The following is a 19,013-nucleotide window of genomic DNA, read 5'->3' as shown; positions in this document are numbered from 1 at the left end:
TTAAAGGGCTTTAAAGATTTATGCTGGCTTGCCGGTCTTAGACGGCCCACTAGCAACATTGACGTGGACGTGGTTTTTAAGGCTAACACCATCGGCAATCACATCACCATTTTTAACCGTTACTGTGCCATCATACACATCAACAAGACTGTCATTAACGATGATTTTGCCTGCGGCGTGAATGGCAATATCACCAGTTTTGCGGTTATGCTCGATTGTTGTGCCATTGCTAAATTTTTTCATCCAAATGTCGTTACTTGAAGCTGGAGCTAGGTCTTGATTGTTGTAAATCGTGCCAAGCACACAGCCACCTTCACCACGCGCGTCAAGCAAAATAGCGACCAATTCACCCACATCAGGCAAACAATAAAACTGATTACCGCCGGCATTCGGTGTTAAAAACGACAACCACGCCGTTTCAAAATCTTCCAGTACTGGAATTGTCGCTTTGATTTTATGTCGTTTAGCATCCACTTGTGAGACAATGCCTTCTTGATAAGTCGCTGCAAAATTATGGGTTGGTGCTTGTGTCATTTGCTATCTCCTCAATAAATTCTAACATTCGGATTTCAAGGCTAGTGGTATAGCCGTTTGAACGGGTAAAGCTATGATGTGCGGATTTAATCAAATACTTGCCGCTAAACATCCCCATTTGTGTCAGCATAATGGTATTGCCGGCGACCAGCTTCGGATTACCGATAACAGTAATATCGCCAGCTTGTTGATCATCATTTTGCTGATGCAATGCGGCTTCTGCTCGTGCATTTATCTGTTCTTGACTCTCGCCTCGTGTTACCACTTTTAATGTATCTTCATTGCTAGCTTTCGCTTGTTTTTTGTTCGGGCGTTTGCTTTTAGTCTGCCGTTCGGCTTTTATTGCTTTTTTCTCATCGGTATTAAAACCGGCAATCTTCACCTTTTTTACTGCGTCTTTTATGCGATCACGCAAGCGGATAGCGATCGTTTGCGTTAAATCTAGCGTTGCCACGGCTGCACGTTGTTCGAGGCTTTGCATTGTGGTAAAGACCAATGTTTTACCGACAATTTTAAAGCTGTGGTTATATTCGTGAGCAAGACGCGTCAAAAACTCAACATCTCGCTCTTGATATTGCGTGACGCGCTTAATCGGAATATGAGCGACTGTGCCACTGACATTGAGTTTTAAGCGTCTTGCCACCTCACGCACAATCGCTGCTAACGTGGTGTTTTCATACGCTTTCGGCTTTAAGGTGCGATTGGCTTTGCTGATACCCGTACTTAACGCTCGCAGCGTCACCACTGTGCCACTTTGACGGTCATATAACCACTCAATCTCATCGATCTCAAACGCGCCAAGATTGACCAACGGTGTACCAACATACCCCAATAGCAGCCGCAGCTCATCGCCTTGTGTGGGGAACCAGTTACGGATCCATTTGCCCTCAATATCCTCAAAGGTCACCTGCAATTCGTCCGATTGATCGGCGAGATAATCGGTGTAACTGAGTTCTTTTAAATAGGGCTTAACATCAGTCGTGATGTTACTTTTGCCGTAGAAGAGTTGAAAGTCGGGTTGACTGACGGTTAAATTCATTCTGCCTCCTGCATCCACGGCGGCAAATCCGCTTGCGAATCGGTTTTCACCTGAATAATCGGCACATATAAGGTTTCGCCACGTGGCAAGACTTCGCAAAATGAGAGGTGTGGGTTAGCGTTCATTAAACGGTTGATTTCACCTACATCGCCGTAATAGCGATAGGCAAGTAAATCCCAACGTTCGCCTTCGCTAATCGTGTGCTGAATCACTTTATTCATCACGCACCTCGCCGTTACTATCTTCGCGTAACACAATCCACGCCGTCATTTGCGTTACAGGTTCGCTAAGGCGTTCAAGCACTGTATCACAGCTGTCTAACGCTTTCACACCAACATCGAACCATTCACTTAGTTTACTGTCGTTTAAACCTTGTTTAAACGCACTTTCAAAGACGTTTAAATTCTCCGCAATTTCAGCGATGTCACGGAGAAAATATTGCGTTCCCGTAATCCCTTGAGTTAACGCATTAAAACTATTGGATAATCCTAGCATTTCACCAAGTGGCCCTATCGATTTACCCACACTATCTAAAGCGAAGGGTAATTGTGTTAAAGCAGAAAGTGGATCTTGTGCTAGCGTTTTAATCAATGTTACTGTATTACGCACATCATTAATTACACGTTTTGTCTGTTGATAGAGCTGCACGCCTTTAGTGATTAACGCCTTAGTTTGATTAATCGCTTTCACCGCACCAGCAGGCAACAATGCCCCCAGCGGCGAACTACTCCCTAACTGCAACGCTAATCCGAGTACGTCTTGACCTTGATCTCCCACAAATTCTCTCAGTGTCAATGAAATATCACGTGCTAACGTATTACCCCGACCGTCCGTATAAAGTGCTTGGCTTTGAATATCAGTAATAACAAAGTAGCCTTTAAACTTGCTGAAACCTAACACCAAAGCCAGTGCCTGTTGATTTTCTTTAGCCAAAATCAGTTCTTGATAGCGTTCATCAACGGCACCTAACATATAATGCAAGTTAAGTGTTAATGTCAGTTCAGTGAGTTCATTGCCCATTACCTGCAACCGTGGGCGACCGCTTAGCACATCGTGTTGGGTATAGGTCGCACTGTGTTTTTCATCCAACGCTGTCGGTGCATTTAACAAATCAAAGGCGATATGCCCTAATAACGCATAACTCATTAGTAAGACCTCCGCATTTTTTGATCTACCACACGATTAATCATCTGCTCAAATTCTCGTAAACTCATCTGTAAGCCTTGCTGTACTTGTTCAATTACGCCTTGCCCAGACGCACCATTGACATTAATGGTTGGGTTAAAGGTGACTGTAATCGCATTATCTTTGGTTTGCTCACGAACAGCGACATTTCGCTGTTGTAATGCCTCTTGTAAAGGTTTTGGCTTTGATTTTTGCTGCACTGATTGACGTAACGATGATGGTAAATAACTTGCTGTTAATGCCGCAGTCGCCGCATCGGCAGCAGCACGATTAACAGTATGCTTGCGAACAGTGCTTTTTGTTTTTGCAGATAAAGTGGATTGTGCTGTTTTTACTGATGTCACTTGTGGCAGTTTATTTGTGAGTGCCAATGCAGTTTCAATAGCAGGCACAGATAACGCTTTTGGCATAGCTTGCTGCATTTTTTCACCCATACCACTCACCGCATTAGCGGCTTTCATCGCTGATTTTGCTACTCCGATGACTAAGCCATCCACTGTGTTTTCACCATAGCCCATAAATACCCGACTTGGCGAGTGAATGCCGAGTTTTTCCGTAAACCAATTTTTGACACTGTCGCCGAGTTCGCTGACCGTCTGCTTGGCACTCTCCCAAGCCTGATTAATCCCGTTTACCAATCCGTTAATGATGTTTTTACCAAACTCGGTAAAATTATTAGGCAAATCAATGCCAAACCACGACAACACACCGGCGAAGACTTTGTAGAATAAGCCTAACGGCGACCAATTAAGAATAGTGGCAGTGATGTTACCGATGCCGGAATTAAAAAAGGTTTTGATATTTGTCCACAAATCACTAAAGAAAACTTTAATCGGCTCCCAGTATTGATAAATTAAGTAAGCTCCGAGCGCAATTGCCGTCACCGCAAGACCAATTGGGTTAGCAAGCATTGCTCGCCCCAAAAAGAGCACTGCTTTCCCTGCGAGGTTAATCCCCCTAAGCAACCCGCCACCAAGCACTTTTGCTAATCCCACCAATCCGCTTTTCATTGAAGTGACCACCCAGCCAATTCCTTTACTGAAGCGAGAAAAACGCGATACAGAACCTGTCAAGCTATCTACTGCTTTGGCAGCTTGATAGGCTTTAAGTAATTGCATTGGGAGTTTAATTGCTGCTGCAATAGAGAATAAACCGCTAAAAGCAAAGCGGAGTGCGAAGACGGCGGTGCTTAATGATGCTAATCCCATTGCTGTCGCTACACCCCATTTGATTAACGATTTATGCTTTTCAATCCACGGCGCAAGTATGCCTTCAATGAAATTTTGCGCCGTATTCGCAAATGACTTAATATCCTCAGCAAATGCTGAGCCAAACGTGCCAACCGCGCTTTCCCAAACCCCACCTAACGCTTCTAACGCCGAGGATAGTGTTTTGGTTTTTTGTGCAATACGATCTTCGAGGCTAGCTTGAGCTCGCATTTTTTCAAGCATTTCATTTAACCCAGCTACACCTTTTTGAGCCAAAATATCTGCTAGTCGCCCACCCTCAATTCCAAATAACTCTTCTGCAACTAAACCTACTCCTTCATCACCAAACTTTTTACGAATTTGTTCAAATTTCGCCATCTCGGCGATCATTGCATCAATCCCTTTGAAGTTACCCTTTTTATCCCAAAATTCAAACGTAACACCAGCTGCATCCATCATATCTCGTGCTTCCGCTTTCATTCCCTTTTTAGCTGCCGCAAGCATTTTCGGTCCTTTGTTCATTCGGGATAACATCATATTAAAACCCGTTCCAAAGGTTGAACCCTCAAGCCCTCTTTGCCCAGCCATCCCCTCAATTGCAAGAATTTTCTCTGTATTTTCTGCGCCTGTAAGACCTAGAGAGTTCACTTTAGGAGCATAGTATTTCATTGATTCATACACTTGAGCCTTATTTAAACCAGCTGCATACATTACTCGCTGTAAATAATCAGCAGCTTTACCCAGCTCTGCATCTTTTAAACCGTGAGACTCCATAAACTTAGCAAGAAACTCACCGCCTTCAAATTGATCCATCTCAAGCAACACATTCAATTTAGCTGCAGTTTTAAACGCCCCACCAAGTAGCACTTTCTCGGATATCCCTTGTTTTTGCAATGCACTGGCTAAATTATAAAAATCCTTTCTTGTACCAGGTAAATCCGTGCCGAGTTGATCTGCTATCTTGCCAATCTCATTAAACTTACCAAACGTTCCATCGGCTTTCATCATGGCAATTTTGAGATTATTTGCCGCTTCCTCTTGCTCAATAAATGTCTTGACCGTTGACCAAACGGGTAATGCAATCGCTGTTGCTGTCGCACTACTTTTTATAAAACCGCTGGAGAACTCTTCACGCTGAGCTTTACGGGATAGCTGTTTGTCCATCGTTGCTTGTAATCGTTGCTGTGCTTTTTCAGCGCGTTCAATCGCAGCTGTAAATTGTTGTTGCTTAGCTGTGGCACGCCCAATGAATTGTTGCATACGCTCATAACGACGTACCAATTTAGTGACATTTTTATCTCCGGTCGCATAAGCCAGTGAAATACGATGCTGTAACGTGAGTTGTTTTTGTTGTGCTCGTTCAATACGTGTGCCAAGTCGAGATTGTGATTGATAGGCTTTAGACAGCCGATCACCCAAGCCTTTGACACTCTTTTGCGCTTGATTAAAGGTAGCCTTAAAGCCACCGCCAAGTGCAGCACCAATCACTAAACCAATCGCTAATTCTTTTGCCATTTATATGATCCTGTGGTAAATATAGGTTTAATAACGCAATAGCAAGGAGCATAAGATGTTCGATGAAATAATTGACTTATGGCGAGGCGGTTCAATTTATGAACGCACAGGAGCTATCTTACTTTGCGTGATAATCTTGTGCGTCTTTAGTTATTTTGGTTATCTCACCATAATAACCATTGTTGATTACGGCTGGATGATAGGAATGATCGTTGCAGTTGTTTTAAGTCTGTTTATCGCGTTACTTACCGTACTTGCCAGTCCAGCTCTAAGCTTGTTACTTATCGTGATTGCTGGCTTGGTACAGGCTGTTGTCAGCCTATGTCAAGCCATTTATCGTTTATTGAAGCGGTGAAGCATAACCAGCTTTAATTTGCCGTTGTGCTTGAGCAAGCCACGTTTCTAATTCAGATAACGTCAATCCCTCCAACTCAGCAAGCGTAAACCCGAACCACCATTTTAAATCCGCCAATATCGTCATTAACGCTTCATCATTCGGCATCATCACCGAACAGAAACGAGCTTATCTTGCGATAATCCTTCCAAGTCATCTGATCAATGTCTTCAACTGTTAACCCACAACAGGCGGCAATCAGAATAATTTCTCGCTCTTCATTGGATTTTGCTAACTGTGCGGCACGGCGAAAATCCTTGACAAGCGGTTCACGCACTTTTACTTCTTCTAACGCTATACCGTCTGCTAAGGTAATTGGGGTGGATAAACGAATCACGTTAGTTAATGCTTCAACTTTCATAGACATAAAAAACTCCTTAGTAGGTTTGGTTAATTTCTACTAAGGAGTTTACTTAAACAGGTTTAAATTTGATTTTAAAGCGCTTTAAAGATTTTTATTGGCCGATATTCGTACGATATTTTTGTAAAATATCCTGTCCTGCAACACGATATTGGTTACTGAAGGCGTCATAGAACAGCACTTCTTTGCCATTGATCATTTGCTTCACTGAATGCACCTGAAACGTCATCGGATATTCAGTTGGCTCTTTCTTGTATTCACCAAGATTGACCTTGCTAAACATCGCATTTAATGTCAGCACCAACGGCACTTCTTCCGCCATACCCGCAGCATTAAAGACTCTTACATCTGCACGCACCATCAATTGTGCCGTTTTAAACGGATTGCTGGAAATGGCTGCTACTTCTGGATAAAAACCGTCCCACGTCACCTCGCCCTCCAACGCATTCACCTTGCTCGGCAATTTAATCACTCCCACTAACCCTAAATTGTCGTGTTCGGTAAATTCCACTTCAAATTCAGGCAGTTTAATCGTTTTCGCTTTGCCAATTAAGCTATTGCCGTTGATATAGACGTTAGCGTTATCGACTTGATTAATTACCGCACTCATTATTGACCTCCTGATACTAAGTTAACGAGATATTTACGCGTTACAATAGAGTTATTAGTAATGCGCTCTGCTGGGATTTTCGGTGTAAAGTCATATTGCAATGGCACCTGTCCTTGACTAAAGGCATCAACGAGATTGGCATCAGGGTCAAGACTGACACTATAACCCACAATGGATTTTAAGGTGCTCAAATAGGTTTCCACTGTCCCAATAAGACTGTCTAACAACGCTTCATCAATCGGCAAATCCATATATTGCAGCTCAACGCGACGAATACTTTCGTCAATTAAATCGGCAGTGCGTTGGACGGTTTCAAAGTTACTGATATGGGTAACGGTCGGATAGCACGCGAGGCGGTTACCCCACATTCTAAAGCCCGTACCAAAACTATTAAATACGGTAGTAATACCGACCGCATTTAAGCGATTCGTTTCACTTTGCTTGTCATCAATGCGTGCAGTGAGTGGGACTTCTACCCCGATAACGCCTTTTAATTGACGGTTAGAGATACTGTACCAATAACCTTTCTCCACATCGGTGAGCATTCGTAAGCCTGCCGCGTGTGTGGCTAAACTCTCTAATGTGTTACGTTCGCCAATGACGTGCGGATAAAAGAGTTCAGTGCGGTCAGAACTGGTTTTAAAGTTAATTGTCCCTTCTGGGCCACGTCCGGCAATTGCTTGAGCAAAGGTGGTGCCTTGTGGTGCCTGCACATACGCTACTGCATTTAATTGACTTGCGAGTGTTTCAAGCGATGCCGTCATGGTTGCTGTCGCATCATATTGTGGACAGATTAAAATCTTCGCATCTGTACCGAATAAGTTAAACCCAGCACGTAACATCTCAAAGCCCGTCCGCTCGCCAGTGCGTGTATCAACTCCACCGCGTAAATCCGCTTCGGTGACTTTGGTTGGGTCGGCATAGCTGTAAGTTGCTGTGACATTGGTTTTATTGGCAGTAAAACGAATTTCCCCAGTCAGCATATCTGCGTTGTAGTCCGTACCGGCAACTAACGCGTCTCCGCCGGCTTTGATGGTTAAGTTAATTAAGCCTGCTTGGACTGTTGTTGCGGTTAATGTATTTTCATCCAGCACCAATACTTCATCCGTCACTAATGTACTATGCTTAGTTGGATCTAACACATTGATCACATACACTTGTCCTGCTGCATAACGACTTAATATATCCAACGCATCACAAAGCGAATAGCCTCGGTCTAAAATATTACCGAATTGAGCAAAGTCTTTTTTCGTGATACAGAGTTTGAGGGCATTGACCTCGCCAACGGGTGCAGTGCCGACAATCCCGACAATCGCCCCGTCCACCTGACTAACGGGAACACTACCACCATTTTCGCGAATGGTTTCTGAACCGTGATGATAAGCCATATTAAGTTGTCTCCTTTTTTGTGAGTCTTGGGTCGAGCGGTTGCCCGTTACGGCGGACGATCACTTCGACCAATTTTTGTAAATCTTGTGTTTTTGTTTGTTGCACTTGTACGGTGTCGACTTGTAATACCAACTGATACTGCCAAACGCCACTTTCTTCGCTATCAAATTGCTCGCTAATTAAGTAGCACTCGCTGCAATTTGGCGGCTGAAAGCCCACCATTAATCGCCTGAGTTGGTCTAGCAGCAACAACGCCCCGTTATCGTTATGCAAGTTACGACTGATTACGGTGAGCATAATACGTACCGTGCGAGATTGACTGATAATGTCAGAGGCACGCAATTTGCCAAATGTCGAGCCGACATAACCAATCAACACTACGCCATTAGGGTGCGCCAGATAATAATCACTTGGGTTATCCGGCATAAGCTCAACTTGCCAATCAGGTAACGCTTCTGACAAATGTTGCTGTATTGCGGTTAAAATCGGTAACGTTGCTGACATCAGTAACCGTCCGTATTGAATTTGCTTGCCGCACGCACTTTAAACTCACCGCTATCAGGCAATAAGTCATCAACACGCGTCTCATCTAGCGCTGTTACCCCAAGATGCAGTTTGCCTGTGGCAATCTGCTCTAACTCTTTAATTGCCTGATGGTAAGTTTCCTTGACCGTTTCAGGCATTTTCATTTCTGGACGACGGGCATAAAGCCAATAACGAGCCAATGATAAGCAATGCTGACTAATGACCGTTGGGGTTTCCGACAACGGTAATAGATAACGAGAACGTAAGGCGGCATCAATGCGTTCACTAGCCACTTGAATCGCAGTATTAATAACAGGTAAGGCAATCTCTGTCGCTCGACTGTCATCATTACTTAGTTGGACTAAGATATTGCGACTAAACGCTGCTACTAACATTTCTGCCGTGATATACATTATTTTTCCTTTTTATCTGTTTTTTCAGTTGCTTCCGCTTCCTTCGCTTTTGCCTCTGCTTCCTTCGCTTTTGCCTCTGCTTCCTTCGCTTTTGCCTCTGCTTCCTTCGCTTTTGCCTCTGCTTCCTTCGCTTTTGCCTCTGCTTCCGCATTGGCTTGTTCTACTAATGCTTGTGCGATGGCTTCTGCTTCCGCTTTTGCTTTTTCGAGTGCTTTCGCATCTTTTAGCGTGACATACACAGCTAAACGATGATATTCCGCTTCAGTGAGCGAGATTTCCTCGCCCACGTCATAGCGCTTGCCGTTATGTAAGATGGCAGTGTGAGCAACCACTGCGGTTAATACGGCTTCTGTTTGTTTGGTCGTACGTGCCATTCCAACCTCCTAAGCTAAGCAGTCTTTAATCAGATAGCCGGCAGGTTTACCGACCAAGTGCGGTTTATGAATATCGGTAGTGCGGATTACTTCCAGTTTGCCGCCATTTTCCACATAGCGGTCAACAAATAAGCCACCTTTGCGACGTACGGTATAACCGTAACTTGGTTCGTAAACCGTGCCTTTTTTCTCGGTAGAACGTGGCGCGACATACGCTAACACAATGGTGTCTGTCCAAATATCTTTTAGCGTGCTGGATTCTTCATACACCGCCTCGCCAATTTTGACCGTATCGACATCAATCAACTTAGCAAAAATCTCTGGTGTGATAATGCCAGTTTGCACATATTTGATTTTTTCAATCACTTTCGGATGCTCTTTTAACACCTGCCACACATCACCGGCGATAATGCAAACATTGGCTTTACGACCGATAGAACGTTTAATGGCACGTTTTGCCATATCAAAGACCGTAAACGGATCTGAATTGGCGTGGCTAAATTGTGATTCACCAGACAGCACAATTTTGTTAGTGCTGTCATAATTGGCTTCGTTTTGCGCGACATCAGCAATCTCTTTTTCACGCCCTAAGGCAATGACATCTTGCGTTGTGTTGAGGGCGAATTGACGTAAGCTAAAAATTGCCTCGTTTTCTTCACGATAGTCAATTGCATATTCAACATCGTGTTCTTCCAAAGCCACATCAATTGCACCAATGTCCTCAGGCTCTAAGCGATTCGACGCGCCACGTAAATTACGCACAGTGGACGGCAGGCGGAACGCTAAGCGTCCAAAGGTTGGGATTTTGCCCGCTTCTTTGTCAATTTCGACTACCGGCATAAGCGTTTCGCCAATCAGCTCGTTGTTGTAATAACCTTGTGCCAACTGGGTTAATACGGGGTCTTGAACACGTAATTTTGCTAAATTGTGTGCAGTCATTAATTGTCTCCTTTTAGTTAATTATTGGTTAATTGCGTTAAACGCCTCAACATAACTGACGCTATGAGCTTTCATATAGGCTCGGACTTTTTTGTCCATCTCAATGCTTGCCGGGTCAGTACCTTCGGCATATTCCACGCTGTCATCTTTTGGTTCAGCGACCTTGTCTTTGGTTGCCACTTCGGCAAACTCAACCGACTTCGGCAGTTCGGTTAAAAACGCTTTTAAACGCTGTTTAAAGTCATCTTCCGAAAATTCAGTACTGTCATGCTCTGTATTCAGCAATGCGAGCGCAGCCTCTTTCTGCTTCGATGAGAGCTTGCCTTCCGCAACCAAACTTTCCGTAAACGCTGCATTTTCCGCGTGCATTTTTTCGCGCTGTGCTTGGGCTTGCGCAGCTTTTAGCTGTGCATTTTCAGCTTCAAGGGCTGCAAGACGTTGCTTTTCTTGTTCCGACATAGTTCCTCCTTCATTTGGTTTCTCATCGGGTTCATTAAAAATAGGTGAGGGCGGTGTGTCATAAATTTGCTTTACTTCTTCACGCACCGCATCTTCTTGTAAGCTTTGCACTTGCCACGCCGGCAAAACGCGGTCAGCCTCATCAAGACTAAATTTTTCAATAAGAAAATCGCGCAACCGTTGCCACAACGAGGCATTTGTCCAGTCGCTAAACTCAACAAATTCGGTATCACTGTCGGCGAACATCGGATCTTTTAAGCCTTTCACCGCCGGCGGCATCGCCCCCAAAAAACCGACGTGGCGTAAATAAAAACCGTCCGGTTTCGGGTTGTTAGCAGAGTTTGGCAAGTAAAAAGCGGCAGAGATTTTTTTAAACTTGCCCTCACGCACCAGCTCGGCAAATTCACTGTCGACCTGTTGCGGTTCGGCTTTTAACACATCGCCCTCTGCCACTAAGCCCTTAATCCAACCATAAGCCGGATTGTCGTGTTTCGGGTGCCCGATCACTATCGGCGCTTCGTGGTACTGAGCGCTGTAATTGGCAGCGATGGTTTTTAAATCATCGGCGGTAATGGTGACAGTGTTGCCGTTAGCATCTTGTCTGGTGCCGGCACGAAAGATTTCGATAAGTTCCATAGCGTCTCCTTTGAATTAATGACGCTAGTGTAGCGATTGGGCATATAAATTGATTTTAAAGCCCTTTAAAGATTTTAGATGGGAGAGTGAGAAAGAAAAAAAGGAAAATAACGGCAGAATAGATTTTTAATATCGTTTAAATGCCGTTTAAATCTTTCAGGGTGCGTTTAAATTTTTTCAGATGATAAATTGTACCACCTAAAGCAAAAAACGCCACAGTGTGCGTTTTATGACGTTTTCTAAATTATTTAATTTGCGATAACTGTCGTTGTAACAATGTCGTGGCTTTATTTAACAGTACCGCTTTATCATTGTTATTCACACCTAACCACGGACGAGGATGCAACTTTGTTTTGTGTCCTCGCCCCGTCTTGCCGCCAAAATGTTGGATTCGTGCATATTTGGCATCAGAACCAAATTCCACGCTATTATCGTCGTAATTATAGGCGGTTTTATCGCTTAAATAGCCGTCTTGACGCAAAATCTTCAGGCTTTTGCCTTTTTTACGTTTACGTTCCAATGTTGACTTTTCAAGCGACTTCCACTTTTTGCCGTCTGGAGCCACTTCTTGCTTAAAGCGTTCTTTGTGGATTTTTTTTAGTGTTTCACCGAGTACGCCATAGAGTTTTTTAGGGTGTTGTAACTGAATTGCTATTTGCCTTAATTCATTACTGGCGTGGTCATCAAGGGTAATTTTGATCACGATATTAATCTCATCTAAAATAACGTAGGGTAATAACACCCTAACTACATAAGGAATAAAGTATGTTAGTAAATGGAGAACAAGCAATAGGTTTAGTTTATGATTTATTATTTGAAAAGAAATGGCTAGTCGAAAAGGCAGAAAAATTACCACTTGATCCACTTTCTGAAAAAGAAGCGGTAATGTTTCTTGCGACACTCGATCAACAAAGTGAAACAACTTGGCTACAGCTAACCCCTAATCAAAGATCAACTGCAAATGGTTTGATTATGGATTTTATTGCTAAATGCCTAACCACTAGCCGAGAATGGAATGTACCTGATGATTTATCACCACCAGAACAAGCCATTCATATTTTCAAACAAGAAATTGAACGTAGTCATTTTTCTCTTTTAATTTTAAACTAACCTGCTCACGCATTGCGTTAATTTTTTCTAATGGCAAAGCGTTTTTTACTTTAAAAGCCTTTTCGGAGGCTTTTTCTTTTTTAGCCATTTTGTTCTCCTGTTGATTAAAAAATAGTTTAGTTGTATAGTGCAACAAATCCGCAGGGGGTTTCCTACTGGAAAGGTTACGCTGCAAAAAGGGGTATTATCCTGTTCGAATCAGGCAAACCTGCGGTTTAATCTAGACTTCCCCATAGCAGTTTAAAATCATATAACGCAGAAAAATCTTTCATTACACTTGCCGTTCTTACCAAATTTAATTTCGCTTTATATTTTTTACTGGTTAACTGATCTTTTAATATTGCTTCATAATCCATCTTAACGGCAACTTTCCCCTTATCGGTATCATAAACAAATAACAACACATCACTTGCTTTAACGTTACGTTGTTGCTCTTTGGTTTGTAACAAAATTGCCTTAGGATTTCTTAATTTCTCCGGCAACTGCCGCCAAAACGCCACAGGCAAGTTAATCCTTTTTTTCTGCTTGCTGTCGCGTAGTGCGTGTAAAATATCTTCATCTCGTACAGCAATCACGGCAGATTGCGGTGCTTTCTCTAATGCGGTTAATTTCTCAATCACACTTTCATTGATCACACCGACATATTTCATTTGCCCACGTGCGACTTTTTCTGTTGCGACAGTATCGACCATATCCGCCATCGACGCATTCAACATCGCTATCGCTTGCGGACGTTTAGCAATGACATCATTTAACAACAAACTTGCAAAACGTGGCTCGGCGGTGGTAAGTTTTTGCATTAACAAGCTATCAATGTTTTGCATTCGCCCCGTTTTGAGATTATCAAAATTATGCGGTGTAAAGCCAACATCATAACCTTTTGGTACATTCACGCTTCGTGGGTTGCCGCTACGCACACCAACTAACTTATCCTCAAATTCGATTTGCACCGGCGGCGACACGTTACGTCCCATTGCCTTAAGGTCGTCATCATCGTGGGCAATCACAGTGCAGTGGCAACCGTAGGCTTTAATCGGGTAGTAGTAACGCCAAAACGGGTCGTTTGCCGGTCTAATCGTGCCGTCTAATTGCACGTGTAACGGACGTGGGTGAGCATTATCATTATGTTGATATTCCCAATAGGGCATCACATCAGCTAAATCAAGATGTTGTTGCAAACGACCACGATTGTAGGCGGCATAAACATTGGTATCGTAAATAATCCGTGTTCGCCAGTTGCGACCGCCTTTATATTGCCAGCCTGTTTTTGCCACAATCTCATCAAACTGCTTACGAAACCCCTCAAGGGTTTCACCGCGTTGAATCGCGTCATCTACCGCTTGACGAAAGGCAACTAATACCTCATTACGGTTTGCTCCTGCCACCATAAAAAAGTAATCGTGTTCTTCGCCTAACACGTCTAAATAGCTGTTGGTCGGCAGATTGAGCTTTTTCTCAAAATAGCGAGCTTGCTCTTTAAAGCTAAAGCCACTTTGTACCGTCATTTTTTCACTTCCTCCGCCACGCTATAACGTCCAGCCAATTCAGCGGTGGTACTTGCCCACGCCATTACTTTGGCATATTCGGCAAAGGTCAGCTCCGGAATAAGGCTATCAAGTTGGTTACGAAAATCTTCCAAACTCTCCGCTTGTGAGAGCTTGTCCTGCACCTGTTGCAACCAGCTTTCGACATAAGGCTCACCCTCCACTTCGAGCTGTTCAACAATGCCATCGGCGATATTTTTTGGCATTTCTGGTTCGGCAAACTGGGCTTGTGGCTTATCAGCATCTTCAGCGACTAACTCAATATCACCCTCTTCAAAGTTATATGTTCGTTGTAAATATTGTTGAGTAAACTTCACACCAACACGTGATAAAATTTCGTCCCGTTCTGCCTGCAATTTATCCACGCTTTCCTGTTCAAACAGCTCAAACTTCGGTAACTGATCTACGTTAAAATTAAGTTCACAAAGCCAGCTTAAAAGCTGATTAAACACGCTTTCAACTAAGCGAGCATCATCATCGCGAATATCTTCCAACACTTCCAGTCCAGCGGTAGCACTGGCACGATTACTATCAGCTTCGGTCGTTTGGTCTTGCCCTAAAATGGCAACACTAATTTCTGATTTACAGTAACGCAAAAAGTCATCAAACACTTGTGAGCTGCCGCCTTTGCTGGCACTTTCCAATAAATTAATTGAGCTGTCGTCCGGAATAGCCGCCACCGCTGTACCAAGCATTTGCTCTAAACTGTCTAATAAATCTTCGGTTTCAGTCGGGGTAGAAGTGCGTGGATGTTTACCGACTAACCACGGTGAGCCGTATTTTTCGGTAAATTCCAACCAAAACTTAAACCCACCTTTTTTAAAGGTCGCTGCCCAAAAGCATTTGGATAAATCGCCTTGTCCGTATGGATTTTCATAGGTGGCATCTTGGGTAGCGAGTAAAAATTTCTTCTCCGGCAAAGCAACGCCTTCCACTGGATTGGCTTTGGTACGCAGTTTTAAGCAGTTATCCTCATCAAACACAAACCATTCTTGCGGTTTAGCCTGAATATCAAGCGGTTGCCAAATACCCTCCGCATAACGCCACACCACCTCCAACGCTTGGTAACCGAACAGGGTGGCGTTGAGAACTTGTGAGATAATGTGATTCAGTGGCAACTCCGCAAAAATCGCCGCCAGTTGATCATCAACTTGCTGATTACCGCTTGGTGTAAGCCGCCACTCTAGCCCTTTAACTGCTGCTTTACGGCGACGTACACAGCCTGCCACGTGACTATCTGCCAACACTTCACGATAAGCGCTAATATCACGCCCCATCTTTTTTAACACCGGATCGGGATTGGGAAGATAATGCCCGATAGCGTAGTAATCTATTGCTTGTGCTCGGCTGGCAATAACTTTGATCATATCCTGTTTTTTATTCATCTGTTACTCCTAACACGCCGCTAAAAAGGCAAATAAAAATAACCAACCCCAGCCATCTAAACCAAGCCATAGCAATGCACAGCCACCTATTACACATATTGACGCAAATACATAACGCATTATTCATACCCTTTTGTTAATTGAACACTTTGCCGTGGCTTACGGCTGGAGGCTTTCACAGGTAGCAATACCGCCTCTTTTGCCGCCAGCAAGGCTAAAAAACACGCCCACGTGCGGTCAGCGTGTCCGCTACTGTCGTTTTCCGCCACAAAGCGAGGTTGCCCCGTTGAACCTGTGACTTTTTTGAGCTTGTGTAAATCTTCACGCAAGGCATTATCACCTTGTGGTATGCGGATTCTTCTATCTTCAAACGCATTTTTGCCAATGGTCGCCATATTAAGTTTGGTTGCCACGTTAAACAGCACGCCTTGTACTCGTTGTTTGCCGTGTTGATATTGGGCATCTTCCACCATTTTTTCGCCCATGCCGGTTTGGTCGAGGTTACAAGCAATCACGTTATATTGGTGCATTACACGATCCAGCTCAGCTAATTGTTCACGCAAAGTAACACGTTTTAGCGTCACAATTTCTCGCGTCCAATACACATCACCAACCAGTTCTAGCACCCAAATCACGGTTAAATCGCCTCGCACCGCAATATCCATCCCAACAAAGCACGGGTTACCGGTGTAATGTTCAGGCAAACCTGCCAAAGGATGTTCAACGCCGTCAATTAAGTCATAAGAAAGCCAACTGCTGGCTTCATCCAACCATTTCAGTTCAAACTCCTGCGCCCACGCATCTTCATCATTTAACCCTTTGCGCAACTGCTCAATATCACGCGGCAAACCGTCTGCAACCGCCTGATAAATGTCGACCGTATGTCGTGACCACTCACTGTTGTTTAAATCGGTCATCAATTCATAAAACTTGTTGCCTTTGCCGTTTGGTGTGCTGACAACACGCAATTTCCAACCGGCGGAAATCACCGGAAACAGGGCTTTCCAAATCTCACGGCTGTCTTGGTGAAAAGCAAACTCATCTAAAAAGACATTGGCACTAAAACCACGTGCGGTGTCCGGATTTGCTGGTAGAGCAGTAATTTTTGAGCCATTTGGGAAAATCACCTCTAACGCATTAATCGTCGGGCTAAACGGCACTTCGGCAATTTCACACGCCACCCCGACTGCCTCAAGATGACGCTTTATCCCCTCGTTAATCGCTTCTTTCGCTTGGCGTTCTCCACGCGACAAAATCACCCAGCGTGCCTTTTCGCCTCGTGCTTCCGCCGCTAGACAATCCAACACAATTTCAAGGGTAGTGGTAAAGGTTTTGCCGGTCTGACGGGCAAACATTGCCACTTTGAAACGGCTGTTGTCCTGTAGCCAACGCTGTTGATAACCATAAAGCAGGGTATTACTCACTAATGCCATAGACCGCCCTCATCATTTTTTCTACATCAGCAATTGCCATTCCGGATTGTTTACCGGCTTCTTCGACCGCTTTGGCGGCTTGTGCAATCACATCTTCACGGATTTCTTTTTCGCGTTTATAGTTGACTGACTGTGCTTGCTCAATGCGTTGCGCAACTAACGCTAATTGCCCTAAAACTTTCGGACTGATTTCTTTTCCCGATTCGCTCATACTCATTGATGTTTCAAAGGCAAGCGTTTTAACAAACTCAAGCAATAATTTACCGACGTCGCTATCGGGCATTTCGCCAAGCTGCTTTGTCCACACTTCCGCCATTTGTCGACTTGCCCGAATTTTTGCCCCAAATTCTTCCATACGCGAGGCATAGCGATTTAAACCAGTGCGGCTTAATTTCATTTCTGCACTGAGCCCTGCCTCGTCAATCAGGCTGTTAATGTATTCGAGGATGTCTTGCTGACTGTGCGATTTATCGCGCAAACGCAATAACAATTCTTGACGGATATGAGGCGGCAATAAATCCACTTTACTGGCACGTCCCCGTGTTTTTTTATCACTCATTTAAACCTCCTTTAAGCACTGGTCAAACTCGGTTTAAATTAGCGTAACAGTGGCTTTTTGACACCATACACTTCGGTACGACCTTGTGCTACATCCCATCCGCGCGCTGTCAAATAAGCAACGTAACAACCTGCCACATCTTTAAGCTCAATTAATCCTTGCTCTTTTAACCAAAGCAGATGTGAACGCACTTGGTCGCGACTGATTCGATGACCGTATAAATCTAAGCAATCTTGTAAGATGCTTTCGTTAGCATCGTTATTCGCTTCCACTAAAGAGCGTAAAATCACTAAACGTTGGTCTTGTGCAAAAATATTGTACTTATCCATTTTTTACTTCCTTTTCTATCAACAGTTGGACTTGATGGCTCAGTCCCTCCACTTTGGTGGCGATTTTGTCGCTTTTGCCGTCCAGCTTTGCCATTAAGATTTTGATTTCGGCAAGGTCGCTTGTGGTTGGCAAATCCTGCACTTTGGTTTCCAGTGCGTCCAAGCGGTGTTCGTTGGTGCTGACCGTCTGTTTCAGACTGTGCATTTCTTCACGTTTGATATATTTGCTATCCATTGTCAGCCTAACAATAAAGCCAACAAAGCCTGCTACCGATAAAATAATGCCCCAATGTTTTTGCACGACATCAAGGATTTCGCTCATTGCCTACCTCCTTGTGACAAATTGCCCGATAGGTTTGGTTATGCACCCATATTTGACGTAAGGTTTCTGTTGTGTCATTGCGACTTGCTTTAATCACGCTAAAGCCTGCACAACTACTATTCGTCACGTAAATCGCCGGCTTGCTGCAAGCGGGTAATAACATCATCACGGCTAACGCTACGACTGTTTTCTTCATTTTTGTTTTTCTCCCGATAATTGCTAATTTGTGCTTGTGCCGCTGCCTGTTGCTGTTTAAGTTGTTCAGCGATTTGCTGGTAGGTGGCGATTTGCTTTTTCGCTTGCGCCACTTTTAGCCACAAAAACGCAAACAGCGCGCCGAGCAAGGCGATGATGGTTAGCCAGATATAAGCACTTAATGTCATTGTTTGTCTCCTTTATTAAGCGCATTTGCAAAGCCTTTTGTCGCCACACCGCCACCACAAAATAGGGCAAACGTCATAAAGAGTTCGGGGGTGTAGCTACGGTCGAGATAGACGCAATAGGTTAAAATCCCTGCCATCAGCAACGCCCCGAAAAACTGGATAAAGGCGGTGGTTGATAAGCGACCGTTGTCGTTGGTAATAAGTTCTTTTAATTGCATTTTCACACCTTTTAAATCTCTCTTGTTTCTAATCTCCCCCTGCCCCTCTTTTTCAAAGAGGGGAGTGAAATTTTCTCCGTCCAATCTCCCTCTTCTCTTATAGCCCCCTCTTTTGTAAAGAGGGGGTTGGGGGTGTAGTGGTACACTAA

At 44.0% G+C, this 19,013-nt stretch carries 26 protein-coding genes; 2 read left to right on the top strand and 24 right to left on the bottom strand.

The genetic code is table 11. The features are described 5' to 3' along the window. Window positions 1-18 precede the first annotated feature (18 nt). The 5 genes from QV04_RS10680 to QV04_RS10660 are packed head-to-tail and all read right to left on the bottom strand — an operon-like array spanning window position 19 to window position 5,481. Window positions 19-534: a phage baseplate assembly protein V gene (locus tag QV04_RS10680; RefSeq protein WP_065231001.1), complete on the bottom strand. Its 516-nt coding sequence runs from the start codon at window positions 532-534 to the stop codon at window positions 19-21. Further along, the gene (locus QV04_RS10675) at window positions 512-1,573 is read right to left on the bottom strand and encodes a phage late control D family protein (RefSeq protein WP_065231000.1); all 1,062 of its coding nucleotides are present in this window, start codon (window positions 1,571-1,573) and stop codon (window positions 512-514) included. The genes QV04_RS10680 and QV04_RS10675 overlap by 23 nt, the downstream gene beginning before the upstream one ends. Beyond that, window positions 1,570-1,794 (bottom strand): tail protein X, encoded by a 225-nt coding sequence (locus QV04_RS10670; RefSeq protein ID WP_013746420.1) that lies wholly within the window; start codon window positions 1,792-1,794, stop codon window positions 1,570-1,572. The genes QV04_RS10675 and QV04_RS10670 overlap by 4 nt, the downstream gene beginning before the upstream one ends. Beyond that, a complete protein-coding gene (locus QV04_RS10665; RefSeq protein ID WP_065230999.1) occupies window positions 1,787-2,719 on the bottom strand; it encodes a phage tail protein in 933 nt (310 codons plus the stop codon). The genes QV04_RS10670 and QV04_RS10665 overlap by 8 nt, the downstream gene beginning before the upstream one ends. Continuing rightward, window positions 2,719-5,481, bottom strand: a complete 2,763-nt coding sequence (locus QV04_RS10660; RefSeq protein WP_065233454.1) for a phage tail tape measure protein — start codon at window positions 5,479-5,481, stop codon at window positions 2,719-2,721. Before QV04_RS10660 ends, QV04_RS10665 begins: the two co-directional genes overlap by 1 nt. 55 nt (window positions 5,482-5,536) lie before the next feature. Between QV04_RS10660 and QV04_RS10655 the strand changes: the two genes are divergently transcribed. Beyond that, window positions 5,537-5,836 (top strand): hypothetical protein, encoded by a 300-nt coding sequence (locus QV04_RS10655; RefSeq protein WP_065230997.1) that lies wholly within the window; start codon window positions 5,537-5,539, stop codon window positions 5,834-5,836. Here the strand turns inward: QV04_RS10655 and QV04_RS10650 are convergent. From QV04_RS10650 to QV04_RS10605, 10 genes are all read right to left on the bottom strand, one after another. Beyond that, a complete protein-coding gene (locus QV04_RS10650) occupies window positions 5,822-5,986 on the bottom strand; it encodes a GpE family phage tail protein (protein WP_328585940.1) in 165 nt (54 codons plus the stop codon). The two genes, QV04_RS10655 and QV04_RS10650, sit on opposite strands and share 15 nt — an antisense overlap. Then, window positions 5,973-6,242 carry a phage tail assembly protein gene (locus QV04_RS10645; protein WP_039146573.1) on the bottom strand — a complete coding sequence of 90 codons (270 nt, stop codon included), beginning with the start codon at window positions 6,240-6,242 and terminating at the stop codon, window positions 5,973-5,975. The genes QV04_RS10650 and QV04_RS10645 overlap by 14 nt, the downstream gene beginning before the upstream one ends. A gap of 88 nt (window positions 6,243-6,330) precedes the next feature. After that, window positions 6,331-6,846: a phage major tail tube protein gene (locus QV04_RS10640; protein ID WP_065233453.1), complete on the bottom strand. Its 516-nt coding sequence runs from the start codon at window positions 6,844-6,846 to the stop codon at window positions 6,331-6,333. Continuing rightward, window positions 6,846-8,234, bottom strand: a complete 1,389-nt coding sequence (locus QV04_RS10635; protein ID WP_065230996.1) for a phage tail sheath family protein — start codon at window positions 8,232-8,234, stop codon at window positions 6,846-6,848. The genes QV04_RS10640 and QV04_RS10635 overlap by 1 nt, the downstream gene beginning before the upstream one ends. 1 nt (window position 8,235) lies before the next feature. Next, on the bottom strand, window positions 8,236-8,739 hold the full coding sequence (locus QV04_RS10630; protein ID WP_039133055.1) for a Gp37 family protein: 504 nt from the start codon (window positions 8,737-8,739) through the stop codon (window positions 8,236-8,238). Continuing rightward, window positions 8,739-9,173: a gp436 family protein gene (locus QV04_RS10625; RefSeq protein WP_039133050.1), complete on the bottom strand. Its 435-nt coding sequence runs from the start codon at window positions 9,171-9,173 to the stop codon at window positions 8,739-8,741. The genes QV04_RS10630 and QV04_RS10625 overlap by 1 nt, the downstream gene beginning before the upstream one ends. Further along, window positions 9,173-9,547: a hypothetical protein gene (locus QV04_RS10620; RefSeq protein ID WP_065233452.1), complete on the bottom strand. Its 375-nt coding sequence runs from the start codon at window positions 9,545-9,547 to the stop codon at window positions 9,173-9,175. Before QV04_RS10620 ends, QV04_RS10625 begins: the two co-directional genes overlap by 1 nt. A gap of 9 nt (window positions 9,548-9,556) precedes the next feature. Then, entirely contained in the window at window positions 9,557-10,486 is a 930-nt protein-coding gene (locus tag QV04_RS10615) for an inorganic pyrophosphatase (RefSeq protein WP_065230994.1), read from the bottom strand. Between the two features lie 21 nt (window positions 10,487-10,507). Then, complete coding sequence (locus tag QV04_RS10610; RefSeq protein ID WP_065230993.1) at window positions 10,508-11,581, bottom strand: peptidase; 1,074 nt, start codon at window positions 11,579-11,581, stop codon at window positions 10,508-10,510. A gap of 244 nt (window positions 11,582-11,825) precedes the next feature. Continuing rightward, window positions 11,826-12,284 carry a phage virion morphogenesis protein gene (locus tag QV04_RS10605; RefSeq protein WP_065231038.1) on the bottom strand — a complete coding sequence of 153 codons (459 nt, stop codon included), beginning with the start codon at window positions 12,282-12,284 and terminating at the stop codon, window positions 11,826-11,828. Between the two features lie 62 nt (window positions 12,285-12,346). Here QV04_RS10605 and QV04_RS10600 point away from each other — a divergent pair, with 62 nt between their 5' ends. After that, on the top strand, window positions 12,347-12,691 hold the full coding sequence (locus tag QV04_RS10600) for a hypothetical protein (protein WP_065230992.1): 345 nt from the start codon (window positions 12,347-12,349) through the stop codon (window positions 12,689-12,691). Here QV04_RS10600 and QV04_RS11555 read toward each other — a convergent pair. From QV04_RS11555 to QV04_RS10560, 9 genes are all read right to left on the bottom strand, one after another. Next, complete coding sequence (locus QV04_RS11555; RefSeq protein ID WP_156539688.1) at window positions 12,642-12,779, bottom strand: hypothetical protein; 138 nt, start codon at window positions 12,777-12,779, stop codon at window positions 12,642-12,644. The genes QV04_RS10600 and QV04_RS11555 overlap by 50 nt on opposite strands. Before the next feature lie 127 nt (window positions 12,780-12,906). Continuing rightward, window positions 12,907-14,196: a phage minor head protein gene (locus tag QV04_RS10595; RefSeq protein ID WP_065233451.1), complete on the bottom strand. Its 1,290-nt coding sequence runs from the start codon at window positions 14,194-14,196 to the stop codon at window positions 12,907-12,909. Then, a complete protein-coding gene (locus QV04_RS10590; RefSeq protein ID WP_065233450.1) occupies window positions 14,193-15,620 on the bottom strand; it encodes a DUF935 domain-containing protein in 1,428 nt (475 codons plus the stop codon). The genes QV04_RS10595 and QV04_RS10590 overlap by 4 nt, the downstream gene beginning before the upstream one ends. Before the next feature lie 119 nt (window positions 15,621-15,739). Continuing rightward, window positions 15,740-17,053: a terminase large subunit domain-containing protein gene (locus tag QV04_RS10585; protein WP_065233449.1), complete on the bottom strand. Its 1,314-nt coding sequence runs from the start codon at window positions 17,051-17,053 to the stop codon at window positions 15,740-15,742. Further along, window positions 17,037-17,612 (bottom strand): DUF3486 family protein, encoded by a 576-nt coding sequence (locus QV04_RS10580; protein WP_039133025.1) that lies wholly within the window; start codon window positions 17,610-17,612, stop codon window positions 17,037-17,039. Before QV04_RS10580 ends, QV04_RS10585 begins: the two co-directional genes overlap by 17 nt. A gap of 38 nt (window positions 17,613-17,650) precedes the next feature. Further along, window positions 17,651-17,941 (bottom strand): hypothetical protein, encoded by a 291-nt coding sequence (locus tag QV04_RS10575; protein ID WP_065233448.1) that lies wholly within the window; start codon window positions 17,939-17,941, stop codon window positions 17,651-17,653. Continuing rightward, entirely contained in the window at window positions 17,934-18,263 is a 330-nt protein-coding gene (locus QV04_RS10570; RefSeq protein WP_018346167.1) for a DUF2730 family protein, read from the bottom strand. Before QV04_RS10570 ends, QV04_RS10575 begins: the two co-directional genes overlap by 8 nt. 116 nt (window positions 18,264-18,379) lie before the next feature. Next, complete coding sequence (locus QV04_RS10565; protein WP_039133018.1) at window positions 18,380-18,646, bottom strand: DUF2681 domain-containing protein; 267 nt, start codon at window positions 18,644-18,646, stop codon at window positions 18,380-18,382. Then, complete coding sequence (locus tag QV04_RS10560) at window positions 18,643-18,864, bottom strand: DUF2644 domain-containing protein (protein WP_065233457.1); 222 nt, start codon at window positions 18,862-18,864, stop codon at window positions 18,643-18,645. Before QV04_RS10560 ends, QV04_RS10565 begins: the two co-directional genes overlap by 4 nt. Window positions 18,865-19,013: the final 149 nt, after the last annotated feature.

The sequence above is a fragment of the Gallibacterium genomosp. 1 genome, from assembly GCF_001678575.1.
Lineage (GTDB): Bacteria > Pseudomonadota > Gammaproteobacteria > Enterobacterales > Pasteurellaceae > Gallibacterium.
The sequence above is the reverse complement of the archived record's forward strand: the minus strand, read 5'-3'. Positions and strand labels throughout refer to the sequence as shown.

Bases quoted from the DNA above. Each gene is read 5' to 3' on its own strand.
- QV04_RS10635 (WP_065230996.1), bottom strand. From the start codon at position 8,234: ATGGCTTATCATCACGGTTCAGAAACCATTCGCGAAAATGGTGGTAGT.
- QV04_RS10575 (WP_065233448.1), bottom strand. From the start codon at position 17,941: ATGGATAAGTACAATATTTTTGCACAAGACCAACGTTTAGTGATTTTA.
- QV04_RS10565 (WP_039133018.1), bottom strand. From the start codon at position 18,646: ATGACATTAAGTGCTTATATCTGGCTAACCATCATCGCCTTGCTCGGC.
- QV04_RS10570 (WP_018346167.1), bottom strand. From the start codon at position 18,263: ATGAGCGAAATCCTTGATGTCGTGCAAAAACATTGGGGCATTATTTTA.
- QV04_RS10620 (WP_065233452.1), bottom strand. From the start codon at position 9,547: ATGGCACGTACGACCAAACAAACAGAAGCCGTATTAACCGCAGTGGTT.
- QV04_RS10650 (WP_328585940.1), bottom strand. From the start codon at position 5,986: ATGATGCCGAATGATGAAGCGTTAATGACGATATTGGCGGATTTAAAA.
- QV04_RS10660 (WP_065233454.1), bottom strand. From the start codon at position 5,481: ATGGCAAAAGAATTAGCGATTGGTTTAGTGATTGGTGCTGCACTTGGC.
- QV04_RS10600 (WP_065230992.1), top strand. From the start codon at position 12,347: ATGTTAGTAAATGGAGAACAAGCAATAGGTTTAGTTTATGATTTATTA.
- QV04_RS10560 (WP_065233457.1), bottom strand. From the start codon at position 18,864: ATGCAATTAAAAGAACTTATTACCAACGACAACGGTCGCTTATCAACC.
- QV04_RS10670 (WP_013746420.1), bottom strand. From the start codon at position 1,794: ATGAATAAAGTGATTCAGCACACGATTAGCGAAGGCGAACGTTGGGAT.
- QV04_RS10615 (WP_065230994.1), bottom strand. From the start codon at position 10,486: ATGACTGCACACAATTTAGCAAAATTACGTGTTCAAGACCCCGTATTA.
- QV04_RS10645 (WP_039146573.1), bottom strand. From the start codon at position 6,242: ATGTCTATGAAAGTTGAAGCATTAACTAACGTGATTCGTTTATCCACC.
- QV04_RS10630 (WP_039133055.1), bottom strand. From the start codon at position 8,739: ATGTCAGCAACGTTACCGATTTTAACCGCAATACAGCAACATTTGTCA.
- QV04_RS10580 (WP_039133025.1), bottom strand. From the start codon at position 17,612: ATGAGTGATAAAAAAACACGGGGACGTGCCAGTAAAGTGGATTTATTG.
- QV04_RS10585 (WP_065233449.1), bottom strand. From the start codon at position 17,053: ATGGCATTAGTGAGTAATACCCTGCTTTATGGTTATCAACAGCGTTGG.
- QV04_RS10680 (WP_065231001.1), bottom strand. From the start codon at position 534: ATGACACAAGCACCAACCCATAATTTTGCAGCGACTTATCAAGAAGGC.
- QV04_RS10640 (WP_065233453.1), bottom strand. From the start codon at position 6,846: ATGAGTGCGGTAATTAATCAAGTCGATAACGCTAACGTCTATATCAAC.
- QV04_RS10655 (WP_065230997.1), top strand. From the start codon at position 5,537: ATGTTCGATGAAATAATTGACTTATGGCGAGGCGGTTCAATTTATGAA.
- QV04_RS10595 (WP_065233451.1), bottom strand. From the start codon at position 14,196: ATGACGGTACAAAGTGGCTTTAGCTTTAAAGAGCAAGCTCGCTATTTT.
- QV04_RS10590 (WP_065233450.1), bottom strand. From the start codon at position 15,620: ATGAATAAAAAACAGGATATGATCAAAGTTATTGCCAGCCGAGCACAA.
- QV04_RS10625 (WP_039133050.1), bottom strand. From the start codon at position 9,173: ATGTATATCACGGCAGAAATGTTAGTAGCAGCGTTTAGTCGCAATATC.
- QV04_RS10610 (WP_065230993.1), bottom strand. From the start codon at position 11,581: ATGGAACTTATCGAAATCTTTCGTGCCGGCACCAGACAAGATGCTAAC.
- QV04_RS10665 (WP_065230999.1), bottom strand. From the start codon at position 2,719: ATGAGTTATGCGTTATTAGGGCATATCGCCTTTGATTTGTTAAATGCA.
- QV04_RS11555 (WP_156539688.1), bottom strand. From the start codon at position 12,779: ATGGCTAAAAAAGAAAAAGCCTCCGAAAAGGCTTTTAAAGTAAAAAAC.
- QV04_RS10675 (WP_065231000.1), bottom strand. From the start codon at position 1,573: ATGAATTTAACCGTCAGTCAACCCGACTTTCAACTCTTCTACGGCAAA.